The following is a 19,533-nucleotide window of genomic DNA, read 5'->3' on the forward strand; positions in this document are numbered from 1 at the left end:
GAGGAGTCTTCAATGGCGAATCCCACCCCTGAAACACCAATCTCTCACGATCCGTCCGCACGGAGTCAGCGCCGCCAACGCAGGCGGCTATTCGCGTACCTGAGCAGGCGCGAGATCGTCAGGATCAATCGTCTGCTGCGCCGGGAGTTCGTCGGCGGCCTCATCATCATGATCGCGGCGCTCGTCGGCTTCATCGCCGCGAACAGCCCGATCGCCGACTGGTTCCTCGGGCTTCGCGAGTTCAAGATTGGCCCCGAGGCGCTCGGACTGCACATGAGCGTGAGCCATTGGGCCTCCGACGGCCTGCTCGCGATCTTCTTCTTCATGGTCGGGCTCGAGCTCAAGCGCGAGTTCGTCGAGGGCGATCTGAGGTCGCCACGCACCGCCATCGTGCCCGTCGCCGCGGCCTTCGGCGGCGTCGCCTTCCCTGCCGCGATCTACCTCGCCGTCAATGCTGGCACCGACACGGCGCACGGCTGGGCGATCCCGACCGCGACGGACATCGCCTTCGCGGTTGCCGTGCTCGGCCTGATCGCGCCCCGCATTAACCCGGCGCTTCGCATGTTCCTGCTGACGCTCGCGGTCGTCGACGACTTCATCGCCATCGCGATCATCGCAGTCTTCTACACCGACGACGTGAACCTCATGCCGCTCCTCATCGCTGTTGCCCCCGCGCTCGCGTTCGCGCTGCTCATGCGGTGGAAGGGCGAGTGGTTCGCGCAGTCGAAGTGGGGGGCCTGGCTGATCCTGCTGCCGCTCGGCATCGTCACCTGGGCGCTGTTCTACAACTCGGGCATCCACGCCACCATCGCCGGCGTCGTCCTCGCCTTCCTCGTTCCCGTCCGCGGCAAGGCCGGCGGCGAGGTCGCCGAAACCCTCAACAGCCGCTTCCACCCGCTCTCGGCGTTCATCGCGGTGCCGATCTTCGCGCTCTTCGCCGCGGGCGTCTCGCTCGGCGGGGCGTCGCGCTTCCCCTTCGACCCGATCGCGATCGGCATCATGCTCGGCCTCGTCATCGGCAAGCCGCTCGGCATCACGCTCACGACCTGGCTCCTCACGCGGTTCACCCGGGCAACCCTCGGCTCCTCGGTGCGCTGGCGCGAGGTCATTGGCGTCGGCGCGCTCGCGGGCGTGGGCTTTACCGTCGCGATGCTCGTCTCCGAGCTGAGCTTCACCAACGAAAGCGACATCGATACCGGCCGCCTCTCGGTGATGGTCGCGTCGCTGCTCGCGGTCGCCGTCGCCGCTGCAGTGCTCATGCCTGGCCAACGCAAGCGGGCGGACCAGCCGATCACCCAGGCGAACCTCGTCGTCGACTAGCCCGAAGCAATTCGCTGCACCGGGTTCCGCGGCGTGTCGCGCCCCACGGCGGCCCCATACCTGGGGCGCGGCACACGCGGGATACACGGTTTCCGACGCCGATTTGATTACGGGAAAATTTGCGTGCTATCGTATATCCCGTTGCACACCGCAGCAAGCGCCTTTAGCTCAGTTGGTAGAGCAGCTGACTCTTAATCAGCGGGTCCACGGTTCGAGCCCGTGAGGGCGCACAGATTAGCCCCGAGATCATCACGATCTCGGGGCTTCTTTGGTTTTCTGAGGTCATCAGTTTGATCCTTCACCTCATTCGGTCGTAGCGGGTGTGGCCGAACGTTTGGCGGGTATCTCCTCGCCCTTCACCGCGCGAAAGGCCCCGGGGAGCCCGCTGGCGCTGTTCTCACGCACTCCAACCACTACGATCTCTGCTGCTAGTGTTTCGGGGTGACTGCCCCGCTTATCTTCTGGACCATCTTCACTGCTGCCGCGGTCGTCGTGGCCGCCCTCACTGCGGTCATCGCCTACAGGAAGAGCCGGCGCGACAGGTAGTGCTGCTGCCGCCACGAGTGCGCGGAAGTACGAATCTCCGTAGGACGCCAAACGTCAGGGACGCGGCGAGTGATGCTGCGGTTGCAGACATCTGGCCGTTTGGGTCCTGGTCGCCGCCTCGCGTTGGATGGCGATCTGAACTATCCGAGGCTGCGCCCATCCACTGGGTAGCGGCTGCGACCCCATCGACGACAAGGAACCCGTTGTGATCACAGCCCCTCGTCTTTCCCAGCCCAACGAGGACGCCCGGCCCACGGCGGGACGGGCCGTGCGCGCCCTCGCGCTGCCGCTTGCGGTGCTGCAGCTGGCGACCATCGCAGCCGAGATCATCGTGTCGTTCGCGTTCAAGCCCAGGTACGACTGGGTCACGAATACGATCAGCGAGCTCGGCGTCGGTGGCTGCACGACCGAGTTTGATCCTAGGCACGGCGTCGAGGCTTGTTCGCCGCTCGCCGGCGTGATGAACGGCGCGATGATCCTCTCCGGTATCTGCCTGATCCTTCTCGCCATCGTGTTGCGCCGGTCTGACGGGTTCGGCGGGCTTGCCGGCGTGCTGTGGGCGGTCGCCGGGGCGGGGAGCATCGCCACCGGGCTCGTCTCTCTCGATACGTCTCCGGTGCTGCACCAAATTGTTTCCATGCCACTCTTCTTCGGCGGGCCCCTCGCGATTGCCATCGGAGCGTTTCAGTTCACCGGCGGGCCGCGCGTTGTTGGCGCGACACTCGGCTGCATCGCCCTGGCGCTGGGAGTGGTCTTCAGCACGACGGACTGGGTGTACGGGTTCGGTGGCATCATCGAACGCCTCGTGATCTGGCCGGCGCTCGCCTGGGTGGTCTTCGTCGCAGCGCGCGCGAGAAACCACGCGGCCCCGTCGCGCTAAGGGCGGCCGACGCCTCTCCTCCGCGCGTATCGCATACCCGCGAGGAAGGATACCCCCTTACGCCCGGCCGTCGGCATTGGTACGTTGTGAATCCACGACCAAGGCGGTGACGCATGACTCCACATCCTCCCATCTGGCGCCAAGTTGCGACAGGCATCGGCCTCCTCGCTGCCGTCGCCCTCGTAGCCTTCCTCGGGTCGCAGGCGACCATCCCCAACACCGAGGGGTGGTACGCGGAAGCGACGAAGGTCCCGTGGAACCCGCCGAACAGCGTCTTCGGCCCGGCATGGTCCGTCCTCTACGTACTCATCGCTGTCGCGGGATGGCTCGTCTGGCGCAGCGGGTGGCGCTCGCGCGAGCCGAACGCCGCAAGCACGGCGCTCACGCTCTTCACCATCCAGCTCGTGCTGAACGCCGTCTGGACCCCCGTGTTCTTTGCCGGGTACCCGGTGATCGGCGAGGCCGCCTGGTGGGTTGCGCTGGCCATCATCGTCGCGCTCATCGGTTGTGTCATCGCATTTGCCATCTCCGCCGCGCGGTGGTCGAAGGTGGCGGCCTGGCTCATGGTCCCCTATCTGCTCTGGCTGCTCTTCGCGACCTCGTTAAACGCCGGCATCATCGCACTCAACTAGCCCCGGCCGCCGCGCTCGCGAATGTCCGATGCGGCTACTAGGCTGTGCCGATATGCAGGATGCCTCGACAACACCACCGGGCCGGCTCTCGTTCAGGACGGTGTTTGGGGGCACCACACTCCAGGGGGCCTACTACGGCGAGCCCAAGCGAATCAGCCGGGACCTCGCCGACGCGGAGTTCGCCTACGACATTGATCTGTTCCTGCATATCGGGGGCGAGGTCACGCCGGGCGACGGCACAACGGGCCTGCGCAACCCGCGGGTCTCGGTCCCGAAGCGCGTGGTCACCGCGCAACTGCTCGTCACCGCCGACGACGCGGCAGCCGCGCCCGACGCGGCACGGTACCTTCGAGAGCTCGTCCACGAGGCCGCGGCAGCGCTCATCGCACGCATTGCGGCGAAGGATCGTGCAGTCGACGAACAGACGGAGCTCGCCAAACTCGGTCCGCTACTCGCCGAGCGCTAGGCTGGAATCAGGTATTCACGCCCTACGGCGCCCCCGAACAACGACGGAGTCTCATGCCCGAGCAGCCCTCAGCCCCGTCCGCCGATCTCGCGTTCGCACTCGAGCTCGCGGATCTCGCAGATTCGATCTCACTCCCCCGCTTCCGCGCGGCCGACCTGCGCGTCGACACGAAGCCCGACCGCACGTTCGTGACCGACGCAGACAGGGCGGTTGAGGACGCCCTCCGCGGCCGGATCGAGGCCGAGCGGCCGGACGACGGGTTCTTCGGCGAGGAATCCGGACGCGAGGACAAGGGCGCGCGGCGCTGGATCCTCGACCCGATCGACGGCACCTCGAACTTCCTGCGCGGCGTTCCGAACTGGGCGACGCTCATCGCACTCGAGGTCGACGGCGTGCAGACCGTCGGCGTCGTCTCGGCTCCCGGCTTCGGCATGCGCTGGTGGGCGGAGATCGGCGGCGGCGCCTGGGGCCAGGAGCTCGGGAAGGATCCGCGCCAGCTGCACGTCTCCGGTGTGAGCGACCTCGAGCACGCCTCACTGAGTTTCCAGTCGATCGAACAGTGGCGGCTCGCGGGCTACCTCGACTCGCTGCTCGCGCTCGAACAGGCGACGTGGCGCGACCGCGCCTACGGCGACATGTGGTCGTACATGCTGCTCGCTGAGGGCCTCGTCGATATCGTCGCCGAGTTCGACGTGAAAGCGTACGACCTCGCGGCGCTCGTGCCGATCGTGACCGAGGCGGGCGGCCGCTTCACCGATATCGAGGGCAACGAGAGCGCCTGGAACGGCAGCTCGCTCGCCACGAACGGTCGACTCCACGACGCGGTCATCGCGACCGTCGCCGCCGCCAGGAAGTAGCGGCCCGCGCGGCCCGAACCGAATCGAGTTGAACAGCCTGTGACCACTTCAGCCTCAGCCACCACCGTTCCCTCCGCCCAGCGAGCGTCCGCCGCAGCGATCGCGGGTGCGCTCGCGCTTGACGCGATCCTCATCGTCGTGTTCGCGGCAATCGGGCGCGGGAGCCACGCCCGCGAGGCCACGCTCCTCGGCCCGTTGGAGACCGCCTGGCCGTTCCTCGCCGGGCTCGCGATCAGCTGGCTGCTCGCGCTCGCCTGGCGGCGCCCTGCAGCGATCCTGCGCACCGGTCTCCCCGTCTGGATCGGCACGGTCGCCCTCGGCATGCTGTTCCGGGCGCTGACCGGCCAGGGAACCGCGTTGCCGTTCGTCATCGTCGCGACGCTGACCGTGGGCGCATTCCTGCTCGGCTGGCGGCTCATCGCGCTCCTCGTGTCGCGCGGCCGCTCGCGGGCCGCCGCCGGCCCGCAGCGTTAGGCAGATCTGAAGACGCGGCTGATCCCGCCTACGATCTTCGTCGCCTGCAGCCAGAGCAGCATCCGGCTCACGGGGCGCAACGCCCAGCCCTGCAACGTCCGCCGTTCCCGACGCCGCTCCCACGTGATCCGGGCACGCAGCGTCGTGCCGCCTGCGGCGTGCTCAAGCTCAAGTTCGAGCAGCCGCGTGTTCGCGCTCGGTTCGTCGGGGAAGCTGAGCCGCCAGGCGATCCGGGTCGGCTCGCAGGCTTCGATCAGCTCGAACGAGATGCGATTCAGCGATGGCCGTGCACGAAGGGGCTTGCCATCGGGCGCATGCGTGCGACCGCAACCCTCCCAGGTCGCGCCAGCGGCTAGCGCTGCCCCTGAGCCGGGCGACGGGGTGATCGACGCCGGGTCGACAGATTCGAGCATCTCTTCCCACTCGGGCATCCGCTCCGGATCCGTCAGCAAGGCCCAAACCGCGTTCGGCGACGCCGGGACGAAGCCGGTGACCGCACGGGTCAACGCTCGCGGAGTGCGGGCGCCAGGGCCTACGCCTGCGTGTTCGCCCCCGAAGTCCGGGATGCGTGCGGCCTCCTCGAGGCGTTCTCGAACATCGCGGGGCTCGACATCGAGGCGTGCCAGCACGTCAGCGATGAAACCGCTCGGTTCGCCGATCAGGGCGGCGAGCACCGCGGATGCGCTGCCATCCGACGTCTTCGCCGAGACATGGTTGAGCACGTCGCTCGCGCGCCGCGTCCACTCGTAGCCGCTCGTCTCGTTGAACACGATTGGCCCTGGCTGCTGCGCGGCGCCGTCGATGCCCAGGCCGAGGAGGTGTTCGGCGTGCTGATCCGCGACCGCTTGCCGCGCGGCAGCGAGCGTCACCCCGAGGCCGCGCAACACCTGGCCGGCCGTCTGCTCGCTCGCGACGAGCGCGATGAACAGGTGATCGATGTCGGTGTCGCGAGCGCCAAGCCGGGAGGCCTCCTCCATCGCGGTCATCGACAGCGTGTGCATCGTCGCCGCGGCCGAACTGAGCCTGCCCATCATGCGCCCCGCTCAGGACGAAGAGCCGCGTGCACCCGCTTCGAATACTTCTTGTGGACGGCTTGCCTGGTGACGCCAAGCGCCTCGGCGATCGCCTGCCAGCTCATGCCCGCAGCGAGGGCCGCCTCCACCTGCTTGAGCTCGAGGGTGTCCGCGAGCGCACGCAGGGAGACGATGGCGCGGAGACCGGCCCGGGGGTCCGTGGTGTCTGCCGCAACGTCGGCGAGTTGAAGGGTCGTCATGATGTCAACCTACGTTGCTAGCGGTCAGTTTGTCAACCTGGGTTGCTGTGGGGTTCGCGGTCCCGGGCCGTCGCGCGCACACCCAATGCGATCGACACTCCCAATGCCAATCCCCCGCTCTCGCGGCATATATTCCGCAGATCACATACGAAGTGCTGAGGCCAGAGCGGGGGGGGGCAGGATCCGCGTCAAGTCCAGAGCGTCAGAGGCTGGGGCCAGAGCGGCGCCAGAGCCGACATGCCGCTCCCCCGCTGGCTAAACCTGGTCGAGCGCGATCGCCTGGGTGAAACTCATGCGGTCGCGCACGACCCGCTCCGGGTCCCAGCCGGGGCCCGGCGTCGACGAGATGAGCAGCTTCGTGTACGCGTGCTCGGGCGCCCCAAGCACCTCGGCTGTCGTCCCTTCCTCGACCACGGTCCCGCGGTAGAGCACGAGCACGCGGTCGCAGACCTCCTGGATGACCGCGAGGTCGTGGCTCACGAACAGGTACCCGACGCCGGTCTCCTGCCGAATGTCCGAGAGCAGGTCGAGCACCTGGGCTTGGACCGATACGTCGAGTGCCGACACGGCTTCATCGAGCACGAGCAGTTCGGGCTCGACGGCGAGTGCACGCGCAATCGCGACGCGCTGTCGCTGCCCTCCAGAGAGCTCGTGTGGCTTCGCATCCGCGTGGCGCTCGGACAGGCCAACACGATCGAGCAGCGCGAGTGTGCGAGTGCGCGCGTCAGCGCTGGACGCCGCAATCCCGTGCAGGCGCATCGCCCGTCCGAGGGTCTCTGCGACGGTGAGCCGCCGGTCGAGTGAGCCGTTCGGATCCTGAAATACCATCTGCACCGCACGGGCGCGCGCGAGCCGCGCCTCGCGACCCCGCGCTGGCGCGAGCCTGTCGACACCGCCGAGCCGGACCTCGCCGGAGTCCGGCCGTTCGAGGCCGACGAGGATGCGGGCGATCGTGGACTTGCCCGATCCCGATTCGCCGACGAGCCCCACTGATTCTCCCCGGTCGATCGAGAAGCTCACGCGGTTCACCGCGGTCACGTCGGCGGCCGAGGCCCGCCCTCTGCTGCCGAGCCTGAACACCCGGTGCAGTTCGGATACTTCGACAAGACTCATGCGGCGCTCCCTCGCGTCATCGTTGGCGCCGCGGAAATGAGCGAGCGCGTGTACGGGTGTGTTGCGTCGGCGAAGAGACGGTCGCCAGCGAGCGATTCGACGATTTCTCCGTGCTTGAGCACGTGCACCCGGTCGCAGATTGCCGCGGCAAGGTGCAGGTCGTGAGTGATGAACAGCACGCCGAGGCCGCGCTCGCGAATCTGGCGTTGCACGATCGCGATGACCTCGGCCTGGGTCGTCACGTCGAGCGCACTCGTTGCTTCGTCGGCGAAGATGAGCGATGGGTGCGTGCTCAGCGCACCGGCTATGACGACGCGCTGCAGCATGCCGCCTGACATCTCGTGCGGGTACTGCCGCATTCGGCGTTCGGGGTGGGTGAGCCCGACGGCGGTGAGCAGTTCCCGCACGGTGTCGTGAGCTTCGGCGCGGGGTCGGCCGTGCACGCGGATGAGCCGCTCGGTGAGCGAATCCCCCACGCGGCGCACGGGGTTCAGCGCGGCACGGGGATCCTGTTGCACGAGTGCGGTGTCGTCCGCGCGCACGCGCCTGAGCGTCGCCGGGTCGGCGCCGAGCATCTCCTGCCCGTCGATCCGCACGCTTCCGCCAAGCTCGGCCTCCTCGCCGTACAGGCGGAGCGCGGCACGAACGGTTGTTGATTTCCCGGAGCCGGACTCGCCGACGAGGCCGACGAGTTCGCCGCGGTCGACGTTGAGGCTCACCCCGCGCAGCACGGGGATCGGGCCGTCGTCGCCCGCGAAGCTCAATGATAGGTTTTCGATCTGCAGCAGCATGGTCCCTACTTTCTTGCCAGCAGCCGGTCTGCGATGCGAACACCGACAACGTTCACCGCGATCACGACGAGCGCGATCGCGGCGCCTGGAATGAGCGTCGGCAGGAAGTGTCCCTGCACGATTCCGGCCTGCCCCTCCTGCACCATCAGGCCCCATTCGGAGCTCGGTGGCTGCGCGCCGAAGCCGAGGAAGCTCAGGGTCGCGATGCTCATAAGCGCTTCGCCGAACAGCACGACGAGGTAGCCGACGAGCGGCGGCAGCAGGTTCGGAACGACGCCGCGGACGCAGATCGCGAGCCCGCCCATTCCCTGGGTGCGGTACGCGTCGATGTACGCCTTCGAGATCTCGCTCAACGCGAGGGATCTCGTGAACTTCGCAATCACCGGCGTGTACGCGAGGGCGAGCGCGACCACCGCCGTGACCGGACCTTTGCCGAAGACAGCGATCACGAGCACGACGAAGAGCAGCCCAGGAAACGCGAACATCACGTCGGTGATGCGGGCGAGCAGCGTGTCGACCCAGCCGCCGCGCCACGCGGCCAGCATGCCGATCGTGACGCCGAGCACGGTCGCGATCGCAAGCAGCGCAATCGGCCCGACGAGCGTATCTGCGGTGCCCGTCATGATGCGCGACAGCAGATCTCGTCCCATCTGGTCGGTGCCGAGCAGGTGGGCCGCGGACGGTGAGCCCCAGAGCGCGGCAAAATCAATCTCCTCGGGCGCGTACGGCGCGAGGAATCGGCCAAGCACCGCGACAAGGGCGACGACCGCGAGGAAGCCCGCCGACAGCCAGAACGAGAACGGGCTGCTCTGCCGCGCGGTGCGCTTGCGGAGCCGTGGAGGGAGGAGCGCGGTCATCGCGTGGCCACCTTCGCTGAGATTCGGGGATCGAGCACTGGAAGCAGCAGGTCAACCACGGTGGTCACGATCATGTATGCCACCACCATGAACAGGAGCACTGCTTGCACGACTGGGAAGTCGTGGGTGTTAATCGCGTCGACGAGCAGGGACCCAACGCCGGAGAGGCCAAACACCGTCTCGACGGCGACGGTTCCGGCGATCATCGATGCGATGACCAGGGCGACCATGGTAATGATCGGACCCCAGGCATTGCGCAGCACGTGGTCGCGCACGATGAACCGCTCGCGCAAGCCTGTCGCGCGCGCCGCCTCGACATGCTCGGACGTGAACTGTTCGATCATCGTCTGGCGCGTGACACGGCTGACGATCGCGAGGGCCGTGATCGCGAGGGTGAGCGCCGGCAGCGTGAGGTGATAGAGCTGCGCCCCGACGCCGCCGCTGCCGATGCCTGCCACCGGGAACCAGCGGAGCTGCACCGAGAACAGCGCGACGAGGGCGATGCCGAGCACAAACGATGGGATGCTCGCGGCGAGTGTCGTGCCACTGACGATGAGCGAGTCGACGGCGGTCCGGCGGCGGACCGCCGCGACGACGCCCAGGCCAATCCCGAAGATGACAAGCAGCACCGCGGCGTATGCGACGAGCGACAGCGTGGTCGGGATCCGGGCCGCCATGATGTCGGCGACGGGCTGGTGGTACTTGAACGATTCACCGAAGTTTCCGGTGAGGGCGCCCGAGGCCCAGTGCCAGTACTGCGCCAGCATCGGCTGGTCCAGGTGGTACTGGGCCCGGACGCTCGCAATCCGCTCCGGGGTCATGTTTTCGGGGTTCCCGATCAGGAATGTGACGGGGTCACCCGGCGCCGCAAACATCGCAGCGAAGATGATGAAGGAAGCGATCACCAGCGTGACAAGCATGCCGGCGAGCTTACGGATTGCGTGGGGCATTGCGCTTAGCCCTCCGTGCTGCCGAGGTCGGCTGCCCAGGGGTAGTAGATGAACGCCGCCGACGAGGGAACGCCGGTGACATCGTTTGACATGACGAGCGTCGCGGGGGTGGCGACGACCGGCAGCCACACTGCGTGGTCGACCCACTTCTGCTGGAGCTTGATCGCGATCCCGGCGCGCTCGGCGTCATCAGTTGCCGCGTAGCCTTCGGCGACGAGGGCGTCGTATTCGGGGTCAGAGAAGCCGACGAAGTTCACGCCCGCGTCGCTCTTGCCGTTCTTGTAAAACCCGATCGGGTCGTTCTTCGAGATGTAGTACTCATCGGGCCAGAGGTCGGCCTGATTTCGGAGCGCCTCGTCACTGTAGAGGTCGCCGTACTGCACGGCGGGAACGGTGAGGATCTCGGCGCTCAGGCCGATCTTGCTCGCCGCGTCGACGAGCGCGTTGGCGATGACGTTGTGCGCGGAGGAGCCGTTCGAGGCGACGACGATCGGGTCGGCGGGTGCACCGGCCTCGTCGACGAGCGCCTTCGCGGCGGCGATGTCGTCGTCACTGGGCTCAGCGGGCGCACCCTCGAGGGCGTCGTATGCGGCCTGGAACGCGTCCTGCTCGTAGCCCCAGGCGCCCGCGCCAACGGGGGTCTTCCACGGCTCGGCGAGCCCGCCGAATGCCGACTGTGCGATGCCCTCGCGGTTGAGCGACAGCGACAGCGCCTGGCGGAGCCGCTCGTCGGTGAGCGCACCCTTTGCGGTCGACTCGAGTACCCACGCGTTCGTGGATGGGCCCTGGAAGACGCCGACCGAGTCGCTCGCGAGGAACGCCTTCGCGCCGGCGGCGTTCTCGAGGAACGCGCCCTGGGCTTCACCCGTCGTGAGCGAGTTCACGATTGCAGATTCGTCGGCCCACCGGAACACGATCTCGTCGACGAGCCCGGCACGGTCGGGGTTCCAGTAGTTCGCGGCCTTGGTGATGGTGAGCTGCGCGCCAGCGTCCCAGCTCGTCACCTCGTACGGCCCGCTGCATGCGGAGGCGCTGCCGGGCTTACCGAACTTGTCGCCCTCCGCCTCGATGACGCGCGGGTTCCACACGATGCCGCCGTCGCCGGCCATCGCCTGCACGAAGATCGCGTCGGGCTGGCTCGTCGTGACGGTGATCTCGTTGTCTCCGGTCTTCTGCATGTCGACGACGTTGCCGTACTCGTCGGACTCGGCGGCGCCTTCGGCCGCGTGGCGCTGCATGCTCCAGAGGACATCGTCGGTCGTGAGGGGGCTGCCGTCATGGAACTCCGCGCCCTGGCGGATCGTGAAGACGACGTGGGTGTCGTCGATCCACTCCGCCGATTCGGCGATGCCCTCGCCGAGCGACAGGTCGGGCTGCACCTGCATCAGCCTGTCGCAGACGTTGGCGAGCACGGTGTCGTCGGCCGTCGTCGCGTCGATGTCCGCGTCGAGGGTCGTCGGCTCACCGCCGAGCATCCATGTCACCGAGGCGAGCGGCCCTGCCGCCGCCGGGGTACTCGGGCCGAACGGCACGTCCGCCGCCGGATCGTCCGAGGTCGCAGAGCTTGGGCCGCTCGCGGAACAGCCTGTCAGTGCGAGCGCCGTCAGTGTGACGGCACTCACTGCGAGTGTGAGAGTGCGGGCTTGGTGCCGTTTCGCGCTCATAGGGTACGCCTCCTTGCGTGGGTGGATGGTTAGTGAGAACGAGTTGTGGGGCGGGCGGTGCCGGGTCCGGCATCGTCGAATCGGGGGCCGTCGTAGAGGTTCCACGGCAGCGCGACATACGGGGTCTCGCACGGGAAGCCCGCGGCGATAAGGTACTCCCCCGTCGTGAGGTTCACGCAGCTCGAGAGCAGCGTCGACCACTGCTTCAGCGGCGGCGCCTCGGGGTTCGGATGGGTGCAGACACCCTCGGGGAACCCGAGGTGATCCGACATCGCTGCCCGGACGAGCTCTGCGCTCTCTGCTGGCGTCGTCGCTGCGGCGACAGCGGCGAGGCCCGCGGTCACCCGCGGTAGCCGCAGGAGCGAGTCCGCCGACACTGGCCGGTACTTGCCTGCGAGTTGGGGCGGCACTGACGCTTGGAAGTGATTCGTGTGCGCGATGCGGCCGTCCTCGGGGAAGATCCAGTCGACGCCCTCCGGGGTCGTCTCGAGGTCGATCCCGTACCCGCTGCGGTGCGCGAGCAGCGCGTTGCTGGCAATGTGCGGCCGCACCTTCACGAGGATCTTGAGCGCGGCGGCGAGCTCGGAGCTGTCGAGCACGAGCCTGCGAATGAGTGTCTGCGGCAGGCCGATGTCGTTACCGAAGCTACCGCCGAGACCATTCGCGTTCAGGGCGATGCCCGCGGAGTTCGCGCCGTGCCGACCGACCTGCCCGGCTTCGACCTGCATGATGACCGTCGGAAGCGGATCCTGCACGATGCGCACGATGAGGGTGGTGTCGGCAGTGAGGGTGCGCCAGTCCCAGTTCTGCCCGACGAGGGTGTGCCCGGTGCCCGACGCTGCGCCGGTGAGGAAGAACGAGGTGCAGCCGTCAGCCGGATCGCGCTCGTCATCGTCGGTCGGATCGGCCGTGGTCACCTGCGCGGCCCGGTCGGCCTGGTGGTTGTAGACGAACTCGCCGCGCACGTTCAGCGTCAGGATCTCCTCGAAGCTGCGGCCGGAGCCGTCCGCGATGCCCTGCATCTCCTCGACGAGGTGCGGCGCATGCTGCTCGCACACCGGCAGCCACCGCTTCACTGAGTCAGTGATTGCCGCCCAGCTCATTCCGGTCTGCTGGGTGAGCGCCGCCTCGTAGTAGCCGATCGCGCCCTCAATGAGATCGGCAGCGGCCTCCCCGTATTGGCGTCCGCGCTCACGCGGCGTGCCGCTGATTTCAATCGTGCGGATGGGCATTGCGCTCACTCGGGGACTCCTTTGGCAGATACTGCGGTGCGGGGCGTTGGTCTTGCGCCGGGGCGCTCCAACAGGGGATGATAACTGGAACAAGCATTACAAGAACTCCTCGTTCCAGAATAGATGATACATACATGGAAGCCTTTGTAACAACCGATACGGAAAACCCGGGCCTCACTCGGCTGCGCGCGCGCATCGCCGAACGCTGGGACAGCCTCTCCCGCGCGGAACGAGCAGTGTGCGCGACGCTCACCGGATCCTCGGCGGAACACCTGCTCTACGCGAGCGCCGCCGACCTCGGCACGGAGTCGCGCACGTCGAACGCGACGGTCATCCGCACGTTGCAGTCACTCGGTTACGCGGGTCTCTCCGAGCTCAAGCAGGAGGTGGCGGCACCATTCACCACTGCCGTCGCGCCCGAGGTGCGGCTCAAGCAGCGCATCGAATACCTCGGCCAGAATCTCGCCACGATCCAACAGGAGGTGTGGAAAGAGGCAGAGTCGCTCCTCTCCCTCGCCGCGCAGGGGAACACCGACGCCGACTACTCGGCCGCGATCGACGTGCTCATCCACGCGCGCACGGTGTATTGCTACGGTCTTGGCGCGTCGGGCATCGCCGCCGAGCACCTCGCGTTGCGGCTCCGCCGAACTGGCGTCTCGACGAGGCGCCTGACAGTCGACGGTTTCCGCCTTGCCGACGAGTTGCTTGGCCTCGGAGCGCACGACGCCATCGCGGTATTCGCGCCGGGGCGCGTCACCCGGGATATCGAGGCGATCCTCGACCGCGCCAACCAGGTCGGGGCCAAGACGCTCCTCGTGACCGACGAGCTCAGACAGGCCCTGGCGGATCGGGTGACCGCAACCCTCGCGGCGCCTCATACCCCGACCGGGATCACCGCGGAGGGCCTCATCGGGATCCTCATCGCTGACGTCCTCGTCCAAGGGATCGTCGCAGTGGGACCAGACAAGGCCCTCGTGGCGTCCCAGGAACTCAACGAGCTCCGCGCACAGCTCGGGTACTAGCGCGGCGCAGACGCAGAAAGGCCGCCCCGAGGGGCGGCCTTTCTGTTGAGAATCCAGTGTGTGATGGTCGTGTTCGTGGAGCCGCGGGGAATTGAACCCCGGTCCACTTCGACGATTCCATGCCTTCTACGAGCGTAGTTCGTGAAAACGTTCTACTCGGCCCCATTCTTTGTCACGAACACCTAGGATGACAGGCCCAGTCTCAGTGCAAGTCCCGGCGCGCCCTGAGACACAACGCGCCAGCAAGCCCCCTAAATGACGCCAGGAAACCGGGGCGGAGGCACACCCGGCCTGACGGACTCGGTCTCGTGCTTAGGCAGCGAGAGCGAAGTCGGTGCGCTTAGAAGTGGCACCTATTGGTTGCGAAGGGCGTTTACGAGATAACTCCGCGTCCTCGGCCCGCTTCTCACAGTCTCAAATCGACGTGTCGAAACCGATCGGCCCCGTCTGTGCGGGTGAGTACACCACCCGCGAACAATCGCATCACACACTGTTGAATTCTCAAGGTTCCTGGGCATGCCAGGCCCTACAGACTACCACGGCGACCCGTTGGCGCGCAGCCTCGCCAGTTGCGCCGAGGGCGAATGCGTCGGCTCCACGCAGAGCGGGTGGGCCGGTTCCGGCCCACCCGCTCAATCGCGAAGCCGCTGAGTTGCTAGCGTGTGAGGAACTCAAGCGTCTCTGCGACGCGGTTCGAGAAGCCCCACTCGTTGTCGTACCAGGCAGACACCTTCACGAGCTTGCCCTCGACCTTTGCGAGTTCGGAGTCGAAGATCGATGAGTGCGGGTCGCCAACGATGTCGCTCGACACGAGCGGGTCCTCGGAGTATGCCAGCACACCCTCAAGGCGCCCCTCTGCGGCTTCCTTGAACGCGGCGAGCAGTTCGTCGCGGGTGATGTCTCGCTTCACGATTGCCGTGAGCTCAACGATCGACCCGACGGGCACGGGCACACGGAGCGAGTCGCCCTGGAGCTTGCCGTCAAGCTCCGGGAGCACGAGGCCGATGGCCTTGGCGGCGCCGGTCGACGAGGGCACGATGTTCAGCGCGGCGGCGCGCGCACGACGCGGGTCCTTGTGCGGGCCGTCGACGAGGCTCTGATCGCCGGTGTAGGCGTGGGCCGTCATCATGAAGCCCTGCTCGATGCCGGCGAGGTCGTTGAGCACCTGCGCAACGGGCGCGAGCGCGTTCGTCGTGCAGGACGCGTTCGAGATGACGCGGTGCTTCTCGGGGTCGTACGCGTCCTGGTTGACGCCGCGAGCGATCGTCACGTCTGCGCCCTTCGAGGGGGCACTCACGAGCACGCGCTTCGCGCCAGCCTCGAGGTGGAGCGCCGCGTCCTTCGCGTTCGTGAAGCGACCGGTCGATTCAACGACGACGTCGATGTTCAGCTCGCCCCAGGGCAGCTTCGCGGGCTCGCGCTCGGCCAGGATCTGGATCTTGCGGTCGCCGACAATGAGGTAGCCGTCCTCGAAGCGCATGCGATCCTTGGCGCGGCCGTAGACGGAGTCGAAGTTGAACAGCTGCGCAAGCGCGTCGCCGTCGCCGAGGTCGTTCACTGCAACGAGGTCGAGATCGCTGCCCTGTTCGAGGATCGCGCGGAGCAGGCCGCGGCCAATCCTGCCAAAACCGTTGATAGCAATACGAGAGGTCATTTATCCATCTTTCTCGGACTTCTTGGGGTACTAAGACCATTCTCAAGAGAAATCGAAAGTCCATCAAGTGGCAATAACGCCCACTCGCGAAAGGATTACGCCAGCAGGGCTCGCCCGCGCCGGCGCGCCGGGAACTCTGCCCCGACCGCTACTCCCCCGCGGTGAATGTGCGCCGGTACTCGCTCGGTGTCGTGCCGAGCACGCGACGGAAGAACTGCCGCAGATTCGCGCCCGACCCGAGGCCGACGGTGAGGGCGATCTCGTCGATCCCGAAGTCGGTGTTCTCGAGCAGCTCGCGCGCGAGATCGATCCGGGCCCGCATCACCCACTGCATCGGCGTGTACCCGGTCTCCTCGCGGAAGCGCCTCGAGAACGTGCGCGGCGAGACGTTCGCGTGTCGCGACAGGGACTCGATGGTGAGCTGGTCGTCGAGGTGCGTGAGCGCCCACTCCCGGGTCGCGGAAAACCGCTCGCCGATCGTCGGCGGCACGCTCCTGCGCACGTACTGGGCCTGCCCGCCCGAGCGGTACGGGGCCGCCACGAGGCGCCTCGCGGCGTGGTTCGCGGTCGCCATCCCGAGGTCGCCGCGCAGGATGTGCAGGCAGAGGTCGATCCCGGAGGCGGCGCCCGCCGAGGTGAGCACCGATCCCTCGTCGACAAACAGCACGCTCTCGTTCACCTGGATGCGCGGAAAGCGCTCGGCGAAGATGCGCGAGTAGTGCCAGTGCGTCGTCGCGCGCTTGCCGTCGAGCAGCCCGGTCGCCGCGAGCGCGAAGGCCCCCGTCGAGATCGCCGCGAGGCGCGCGCCCCGATCGTGGGCCGCACGCAGGGCGCCGACGAGCGCGGCCGGGGGTTCCTCGCGGTCCGGGTGGCGGTAGCCGGGGATGAAGATCAGCTCGGCCTCTTCGAGTGCCTCGAGGCCGTGCTCGACGGCGTACGACAGCCCGTCACCGCCCGAGACGAGTCCCGGTTCGACACCGCACACGCGCACCTCGTACGGCATGCTGGGCCGCGTGGTGAAGACCTGGGCTGGGATTCCAACGTCGAGCGGTTTCGCGCCGTCCAGAATGACGACGGCGACCTTGCGCAGACGATCCCCCATGGCCTGCGACCTACTCAGCACCGCGGTTGCGCTGCCGCATCGCCCGTTCAGCCTCGCGCTTATCCTGCTGCTCGCGGAGCGTTTGCCGCTTGTCGAACTCGCGCTTGCCCTTCGCGAGCGCGATCTCGACCTTCACGCGGCCGTCGAGGAAGTACAGCCGCAGCGGCACGATCGTCATGCCGCCCTCGCGGGTCTTCTCGTGCAGCTTGTCGATCTGCTTGCGGTGGAGCAGGAGCTTACGCTTGCGGCGCGGCGCGTGGTTCGTCCACGAGCCGTTGAGGTATTCCGGGATGTAGGCGGCGTCGAGCCACGCCTCGCCCCGGTCGATGAAGACGTAACCATCGACGAGCGAGGCCCGCCCCATGCGGAGCGACTTCACCTCGCTCCCCGTCAGCACCAGGCCGGCCTCGTACGTGTCGAGGATGAGGTAGTCGTGGCGCGCCTTCTTGTTCGAAGCGATGAGCTTCTCACCGGTCTCCTTGGGCATCTTCACTCCCTCTCTGCGTCTGGTGCGCGTGGTTACGCAAGGATCCAGCCTACCGGAGCCACCCCGAACGGCGCGAACCCGCGCCGCAAGACGCCGCGGCGCCCCGCCCGCGCAGGCGCGATGCCAGGCGGAGCGGGGCGGGACCGGGCGGTCGTCACGTCAGACGCGCAGGTACCTGGTGATCGCGATCTTTGCGGCGATCGCCGAAAGGATCACGCCAAGGGCGATCAGGATCGGGGGCACGATCAGCGACTGCTCGACGGTGATGTAGCTCGTGAACGGCACTTCCTTCACGAGGAACCCCTGCACGAAGAACTTCACGATCGCGACGGAAGCGGCCCCAGCAAGGACCGCGCCGATGAGCGCCGCGATGATGCCCTCGAGTATGAACGGGGTCTGGATGAATCTGTTCGACGCGCCGACGAGACGCATGATCCCGATCTCGCGTCTTCGGGAGAAGGCGGAGAGCCTGATCGTCGTCGAGATGAGCAGCATCGCCGCGATGAGCATGAGCCCGGCGATCCCGATCGCGGTGTAGCTCGCGACGCCGAGGAAGAGGAAGATCCGGTCGAGGAGGCTCTGCTGATCCTTCACGCTCTGCACGCCGGGGATCCCGGTGAACGTCTCGAGGATGATCTGCGACTTCGCCGCGTCCTTCAGCTTCACCCAGTACGTCTGGTTGAGCTGGTCGGGGCTCGTGACGTCGAGGATCGGGTTGCCCTCGAACTGCTTCGCGAACTCCTCATACGCCTGGTCGTGGTCGAGGAAGAAGTAGTCGTCGATGTACGGCGCGAGCACCTCGGACCCGAGCGCCTCCTCCACGGCGGCGATCTCGTCCTCCCCCGCGTCGGTGCCGTCACACGTCGCGCTGCGATCGTGCGAGGTACACAGGTAGACCGCGACCTGGGCGCGGTCGTACCAGAACGACTTCATCTGCTGCACCTGCTGCTGCATGAGAATCGCCGCGCCGACGAACGTCAGCGACACGAACGTCACGAGGATCACGGAGATCACGACGGAGAGGTTGCGGCGCAGGCCGCTCCAGACCTCTCCCATTACGAGCCTAAATCTCATCGGGTCGGCCCCACATTCCCCTGATCGTCATCGCTGAGGCCGAGTCGCTCCGCGAATCCGCCCGCTTCCGCTACCTGCACCGTGCTCTCGACATCGGGTTCGAGGAACGACGGTATCCGTTTGCCTGGCACCGCCTCGTCCGGTGGCGGCGGCACGTCCAGGTCGGCGCTGTCGTCGAGCCGGGTCGCGAGCGGCTCGGCGGCGTCCTCCATGATCGGGTCGACTGCCGGTTCTGCGGCGGCCGACGGCATCGCGTCGGGCAGCTGGATCTCGACGTCGCCGGGCTCGGCGGCAGCCGCCGCGTCCTGCGCGCGCAGCCGCTCGATGTCGGGAGCGAGCGCCTGACGCACGACCTCCTCGGAGGTGCGGAGCACGCGGGCGCCGGTGTCGGTGAGCTCCGCGATCGGGATCGACGCGGTGTGGCCGTAGCCGCCCTCGACGTCGTCGCGCACGACGAGGCCCTGCGAGAGTTCGACCACGCGCTGCTGCATGATGTCAACGAAGGTCGCCTCGTGCGTCGCCATGACGACCGTGGTTCCCGAGGCGTTGATCGCTTTGAGGAGCTGCATGATGCCGAGGCTCGTCGCCGGGTCAAGGTTGCCCGTCGGCTCGTCGGCGAGCAGGATCGCGGGCTTGTTAACGATGGCGCGCGCAATCGCCACGCGCTGCTGCTCGCCGCCCGAGAGCTCGTGCGGGAACCGCTTCGCCTTGCCGGTGAGCCCCACCATCTCGAGGGTGTCGGGCACCGCCTCCTGAATGTAGCCGCGGGACTTGCCGATGACCTGCAGGGTGAACGCGACGTTGTCGAACACAGTCTTGTTCGCGAGCAGCCGGAAGTCCTGGAACACGGTGCCGAGGCCGCGGCGGAAGTACGGCACCTTGCGCGAGGAAATCTTGCTGAGATCCTGACCGGCGACATGGATCTGCCCCGACGTCGGACGATCCTCCCGCAGAATGAGCCGCAGGCAACTCGATTTGCCGGAGCCCGACGCGCCGACGATGAAGACGAACTCGCCGCGGTCGATCTTGAGATCCACCGAATCGAGCGCGGGCTTTTGCGTGCCACGGTACTTCTTGGTGACGTTTTCAAAGAGGATCATAACGCCACAGAGACTACGCGGCGTTTGGTGAATACCGGC

The 19,533-nt window shown here is 67.3% G+C and carries 20 protein-coding genes, 1 tRNA gene and 1 other RNA gene; 8 read left to right on the forward strand and 14 right to left on the reverse strand.

Annotation, left to right across the window (positions count from 1 at the left end):
- Window positions 1-12 precede the first annotated feature (12 nt).
- The 7 genes from nhaA (at window position 13) to BJ960_RS10900 (ending at window position 5,175) form a co-directional block, all read left to right on the forward strand.
- Window positions 13-1,320, forward strand: coding sequence for a Na+/H+ antiporter NhaA (gene nhaA / locus BJ960_RS10870; protein ID WP_185987299.1), 1,308 nt, complete (start codon window positions 13-15; stop codon window positions 1,318-1,320).
- 157 nt (window positions 1,321-1,477) lie between these two features.
- Window positions 1,478-1,550: transfer RNA gene (locus tag BJ960_RS10875), tRNA-Lys, on the forward strand.
- A 521-nt stretch (window positions 1,551-2,071) separates the two neighbouring features.
- Window positions 2,072-2,746 carry a DUF998 domain-containing protein gene (locus tag BJ960_RS10880; RefSeq protein ID WP_185987300.1) on the forward strand — a complete coding sequence of 225 codons (675 nt, stop codon included), beginning with the start codon at window positions 2,072-2,074 and terminating at the stop codon, window positions 2,744-2,746.
- Window positions 2,747-2,859: 113 nt separating this feature from the next.
- Entirely contained in the window at window positions 2,860-3,378 is a 519-nt protein-coding gene (locus BJ960_RS10885; protein ID WP_185987301.1) for a TspO/MBR family protein, read from the forward strand.
- 52 nt (window positions 3,379-3,430) lie between these two features.
- Complete coding sequence (locus tag BJ960_RS10890) at window positions 3,431-3,844, forward strand: hypothetical protein (protein ID WP_185987302.1); 414 nt, start codon at window positions 3,431-3,433, stop codon at window positions 3,842-3,844.
- A gap of 53 nt (window positions 3,845-3,897) precedes the next feature.
- The gene (locus BJ960_RS10895; RefSeq protein ID WP_185987303.1) at window positions 3,898-4,701 is read left to right on the forward strand and encodes an inositol monophosphatase family protein; all 804 of its coding nucleotides are present in this window, start codon (window positions 3,898-3,900) and stop codon (window positions 4,699-4,701) included.
- Between the two features lie 39 nt (window positions 4,702-4,740).
- Window positions 4,741-5,175, forward strand: a complete 435-nt coding sequence (locus tag BJ960_RS10900) for a DUF3054 domain-containing protein (RefSeq protein WP_185987304.1) — start codon at window positions 4,741-4,743, stop codon at window positions 5,173-5,175.
- Here the strand turns inward: BJ960_RS10900 and BJ960_RS10905 are convergent.
- The 8 genes from BJ960_RS10905 to BJ960_RS10940 all read right to left on the reverse strand — a co-directional run bounded on the left by BJ960_RS10905 (window position 5,172) and on the right by BJ960_RS10940 (window position 13,055).
- Window positions 5,172-6,206: an SRPBCC family protein gene (locus BJ960_RS10905; RefSeq protein WP_221936302.1), complete on the reverse strand. Its 1,035-nt coding sequence runs from the start codon at window positions 6,204-6,206 to the stop codon at window positions 5,172-5,174. The genes BJ960_RS10900 and BJ960_RS10905 overlap by 4 nt on opposite strands.
- Window positions 6,206-6,448, reverse strand: a complete 243-nt coding sequence (locus BJ960_RS10910; RefSeq protein ID WP_121073009.1) for a hypothetical protein — start codon at window positions 6,446-6,448, stop codon at window positions 6,206-6,208. Before BJ960_RS10910 ends, BJ960_RS10905 begins: the two co-directional genes overlap by 1 nt.
- 255 nt (window positions 6,449-6,703) lie before the next feature.
- Entirely contained in the window at window positions 6,704-7,561 is an 858-nt protein-coding gene (locus BJ960_RS16740; RefSeq protein WP_185987306.1) for an ABC transporter ATP-binding protein, read from the reverse strand.
- On the reverse strand, window positions 7,558-8,352 hold the full coding sequence (locus BJ960_RS16745; RefSeq protein WP_121073013.1) for an ABC transporter ATP-binding protein: 795 nt from the start codon (window positions 8,350-8,352) through the stop codon (window positions 7,558-7,560). The genes BJ960_RS16740 and BJ960_RS16745 overlap by 4 nt, the downstream gene beginning before the upstream one ends.
- A 5-nt stretch (window positions 8,353-8,357) precedes the next feature.
- Window positions 8,358-9,209, reverse strand: coding sequence for an ABC transporter permease (locus BJ960_RS10925; RefSeq protein ID WP_185987307.1), 852 nt, complete (start codon window positions 9,207-9,209; stop codon window positions 8,358-8,360).
- Complete coding sequence (locus BJ960_RS10930) at window positions 9,206-10,159, reverse strand: ABC transporter permease (protein ID WP_119278959.1); 954 nt, start codon at window positions 10,157-10,159, stop codon at window positions 9,206-9,208. Before BJ960_RS10930 ends, BJ960_RS10925 begins: the two co-directional genes overlap by 4 nt.
- A 5-nt stretch (window positions 10,160-10,164) precedes the next feature.
- A complete protein-coding gene (locus tag BJ960_RS10935; RefSeq protein ID WP_342354339.1) occupies window positions 10,165-11,781 on the reverse strand; it encodes an ABC transporter substrate-binding protein in 1,617 nt (538 codons plus the stop codon).
- 71 nt (window positions 11,782-11,852) lie between these two features.
- Window positions 11,853-13,055, reverse strand: coding sequence for a C45 family autoproteolytic acyltransferase/hydrolase (locus BJ960_RS10940; protein WP_185988260.1), 1,203 nt, complete (start codon window positions 13,053-13,055; stop codon window positions 11,853-11,855).
- Between the two features lie 134 nt (window positions 13,056-13,189).
- On the opposite strand from BJ960_RS10940, the gene BJ960_RS10945 reads away from it, so the two are divergent.
- Window positions 13,190-14,077, forward strand: a complete 888-nt coding sequence (locus BJ960_RS10945; protein ID WP_185987309.1) for a MurR/RpiR family transcriptional regulator — start codon at window positions 13,190-13,192, stop codon at window positions 14,075-14,077.
- 73 nt (window positions 14,078-14,150) lie between these two features.
- Here the strand turns inward: BJ960_RS10945 and ssrA are convergent.
- The 6 genes from ssrA to ftsE all read right to left on the reverse strand — a co-directional run bounded on the left by ssrA (window position 14,151) and on the right by ftsE (window position 19,494).
- Window positions 14,151-14,522, reverse strand: a transfer-messenger RNA (tmRNA) gene (ssrA, locus tag BJ960_RS10950).
- A 210-nt stretch (window positions 14,523-14,732) separates the two neighbouring features.
- The gene (gene gap / locus BJ960_RS10955) at window positions 14,733-15,731 is read right to left on the reverse strand and encodes a type I glyceraldehyde-3-phosphate dehydrogenase (RefSeq protein ID WP_185987310.1); all 999 of its coding nucleotides are present in this window, start codon (window positions 15,729-15,731) and stop codon (window positions 14,733-14,735) included.
- Window positions 15,732-15,879: 148 nt separating this feature from the next.
- Window positions 15,880-16,833 carry a GlxA family transcriptional regulator gene (locus BJ960_RS10960; RefSeq protein WP_185987311.1) on the reverse strand — a complete coding sequence of 318 codons (954 nt, stop codon included), beginning with the start codon at window positions 16,831-16,833 and terminating at the stop codon, window positions 15,880-15,882.
- A 10-nt stretch (window positions 16,834-16,843) separates the two neighbouring features.
- Entirely contained in the window at window positions 16,844-17,320 is a 477-nt protein-coding gene (gene smpB, locus BJ960_RS10965) for an SsrA-binding protein SmpB (protein ID WP_119278969.1), read from the reverse strand.
- Window positions 17,321-17,479: 159 nt separating this feature from the next.
- Window positions 17,480-18,394 carry a permease-like cell division protein FtsX gene (ftsX, locus tag BJ960_RS10970; protein ID WP_121073027.1) on the reverse strand — a complete coding sequence of 305 codons (915 nt, stop codon included), beginning with the start codon at window positions 18,392-18,394 and terminating at the stop codon, window positions 17,480-17,482.
- Complete coding sequence (gene ftsE, locus BJ960_RS10975) at window positions 18,391-19,494, reverse strand: cell division ATP-binding protein FtsE (protein ID WP_121073029.1); 1,104 nt, start codon at window positions 19,492-19,494, stop codon at window positions 18,391-18,393. Before ftsE ends, ftsX begins: the two co-directional genes overlap by 4 nt.
- Between the last annotated feature and the right edge of the window lie 39 nt (window positions 19,495-19,533).

This window comes from Leucobacter aridicollis, from assembly GCF_013409595.1.
Taxonomy (GTDB): Bacteria; Actinomycetota; Actinomycetes; order Actinomycetales; family Microbacteriaceae; genus Leucobacter; species Leucobacter aridicollis.

Coding starts and splice junctions, on each gene's coding strand:
- BJ960_RS10905 (WP_221936302.1), bottom strand. CDS start 6,206: ATGGGCAGGCTCAGTTCGGCCGCGGCGACGATGCACACGCTGTCGATG.
- BJ960_RS10940 (WP_185988260.1), bottom strand. CDS start 13,055: ATGCCCATCCGCACGATTGAAATCAGCGGCACGCCGCGTGAGCGCGGA.
- BJ960_RS10885 (WP_185987301.1), top strand. CDS start 2,860: ATGACTCCACATCCTCCCATCTGGCGCCAAGTTGCGACAGGCATCGGC.
- ftsX (WP_121073027.1), bottom strand. CDS start 18,394: ATGAGATTTAGGCTCGTAATGGGAGAGGTCTGGAGCGGCCTGCGCCGC.
- BJ960_RS10930 (WP_119278959.1), bottom strand. CDS start 10,159: ATGCCCCACGCAATCCGTAAGCTCGCCGGCATGCTTGTCACGCTGGTG.
- BJ960_RS16745 (WP_121073013.1), bottom strand. CDS start 8,352: ATGCTGCTGCAGATCGAAAACCTATCATTGAGCTTCGCGGGCGACGAC.
- gap (WP_185987310.1), bottom strand. CDS start 15,731: ATGACCTCTCGTATTGCTATCAACGGTTTTGGCAGGATTGGCCGCGGC.
- BJ960_RS10910 (WP_121073009.1), bottom strand. CDS start 6,448: ATGACGACCCTTCAACTCGCCGACGTTGCGGCAGACACCACGGACCCC.
- BJ960_RS16740 (WP_185987306.1), bottom strand. CDS start 7,561: ATGAGTCTTGTCGAAGTATCCGAACTGCACCGGGTGTTCAGGCTCGGC.
- ftsE (WP_121073029.1), bottom strand. CDS start 19,494: ATGATCCTCTTTGAAAACGTCACCAAGAAGTACCGTGGCACGCAAAAG.
- nhaA (WP_185987299.1), top strand. CDS start 13: ATGGCGAATCCCACCCCTGAAACACCAATCTCTCACGATCCGTCCGCA.
- smpB (WP_119278969.1), bottom strand. CDS start 17,320: ATGCCCAAGGAGACCGGTGAGAAGCTCATCGCTTCGAACAAGAAGGCG.
- BJ960_RS10890 (WP_185987302.1), top strand. CDS start 3,431: ATGCAGGATGCCTCGACAACACCACCGGGCCGGCTCTCGTTCAGGACG.
- BJ960_RS10895 (WP_185987303.1), top strand. CDS start 3,898: ATGCCCGAGCAGCCCTCAGCCCCGTCCGCCGATCTCGCGTTCGCACTC.
- BJ960_RS10925 (WP_185987307.1), bottom strand. CDS start 9,209: ATGACCGCGCTCCTCCCTCCACGGCTCCGCAAGCGCACCGCGCGGCAG.
- BJ960_RS10945 (WP_185987309.1), top strand. CDS start 13,190: ATGGAAGCCTTTGTAACAACCGATACGGAAAACCCGGGCCTCACTCGG.
- BJ960_RS10960 (WP_185987311.1), bottom strand. CDS start 16,833: ATGGGGGATCGTCTGCGCAAGGTCGCCGTCGTCATTCTGGACGGCGCG.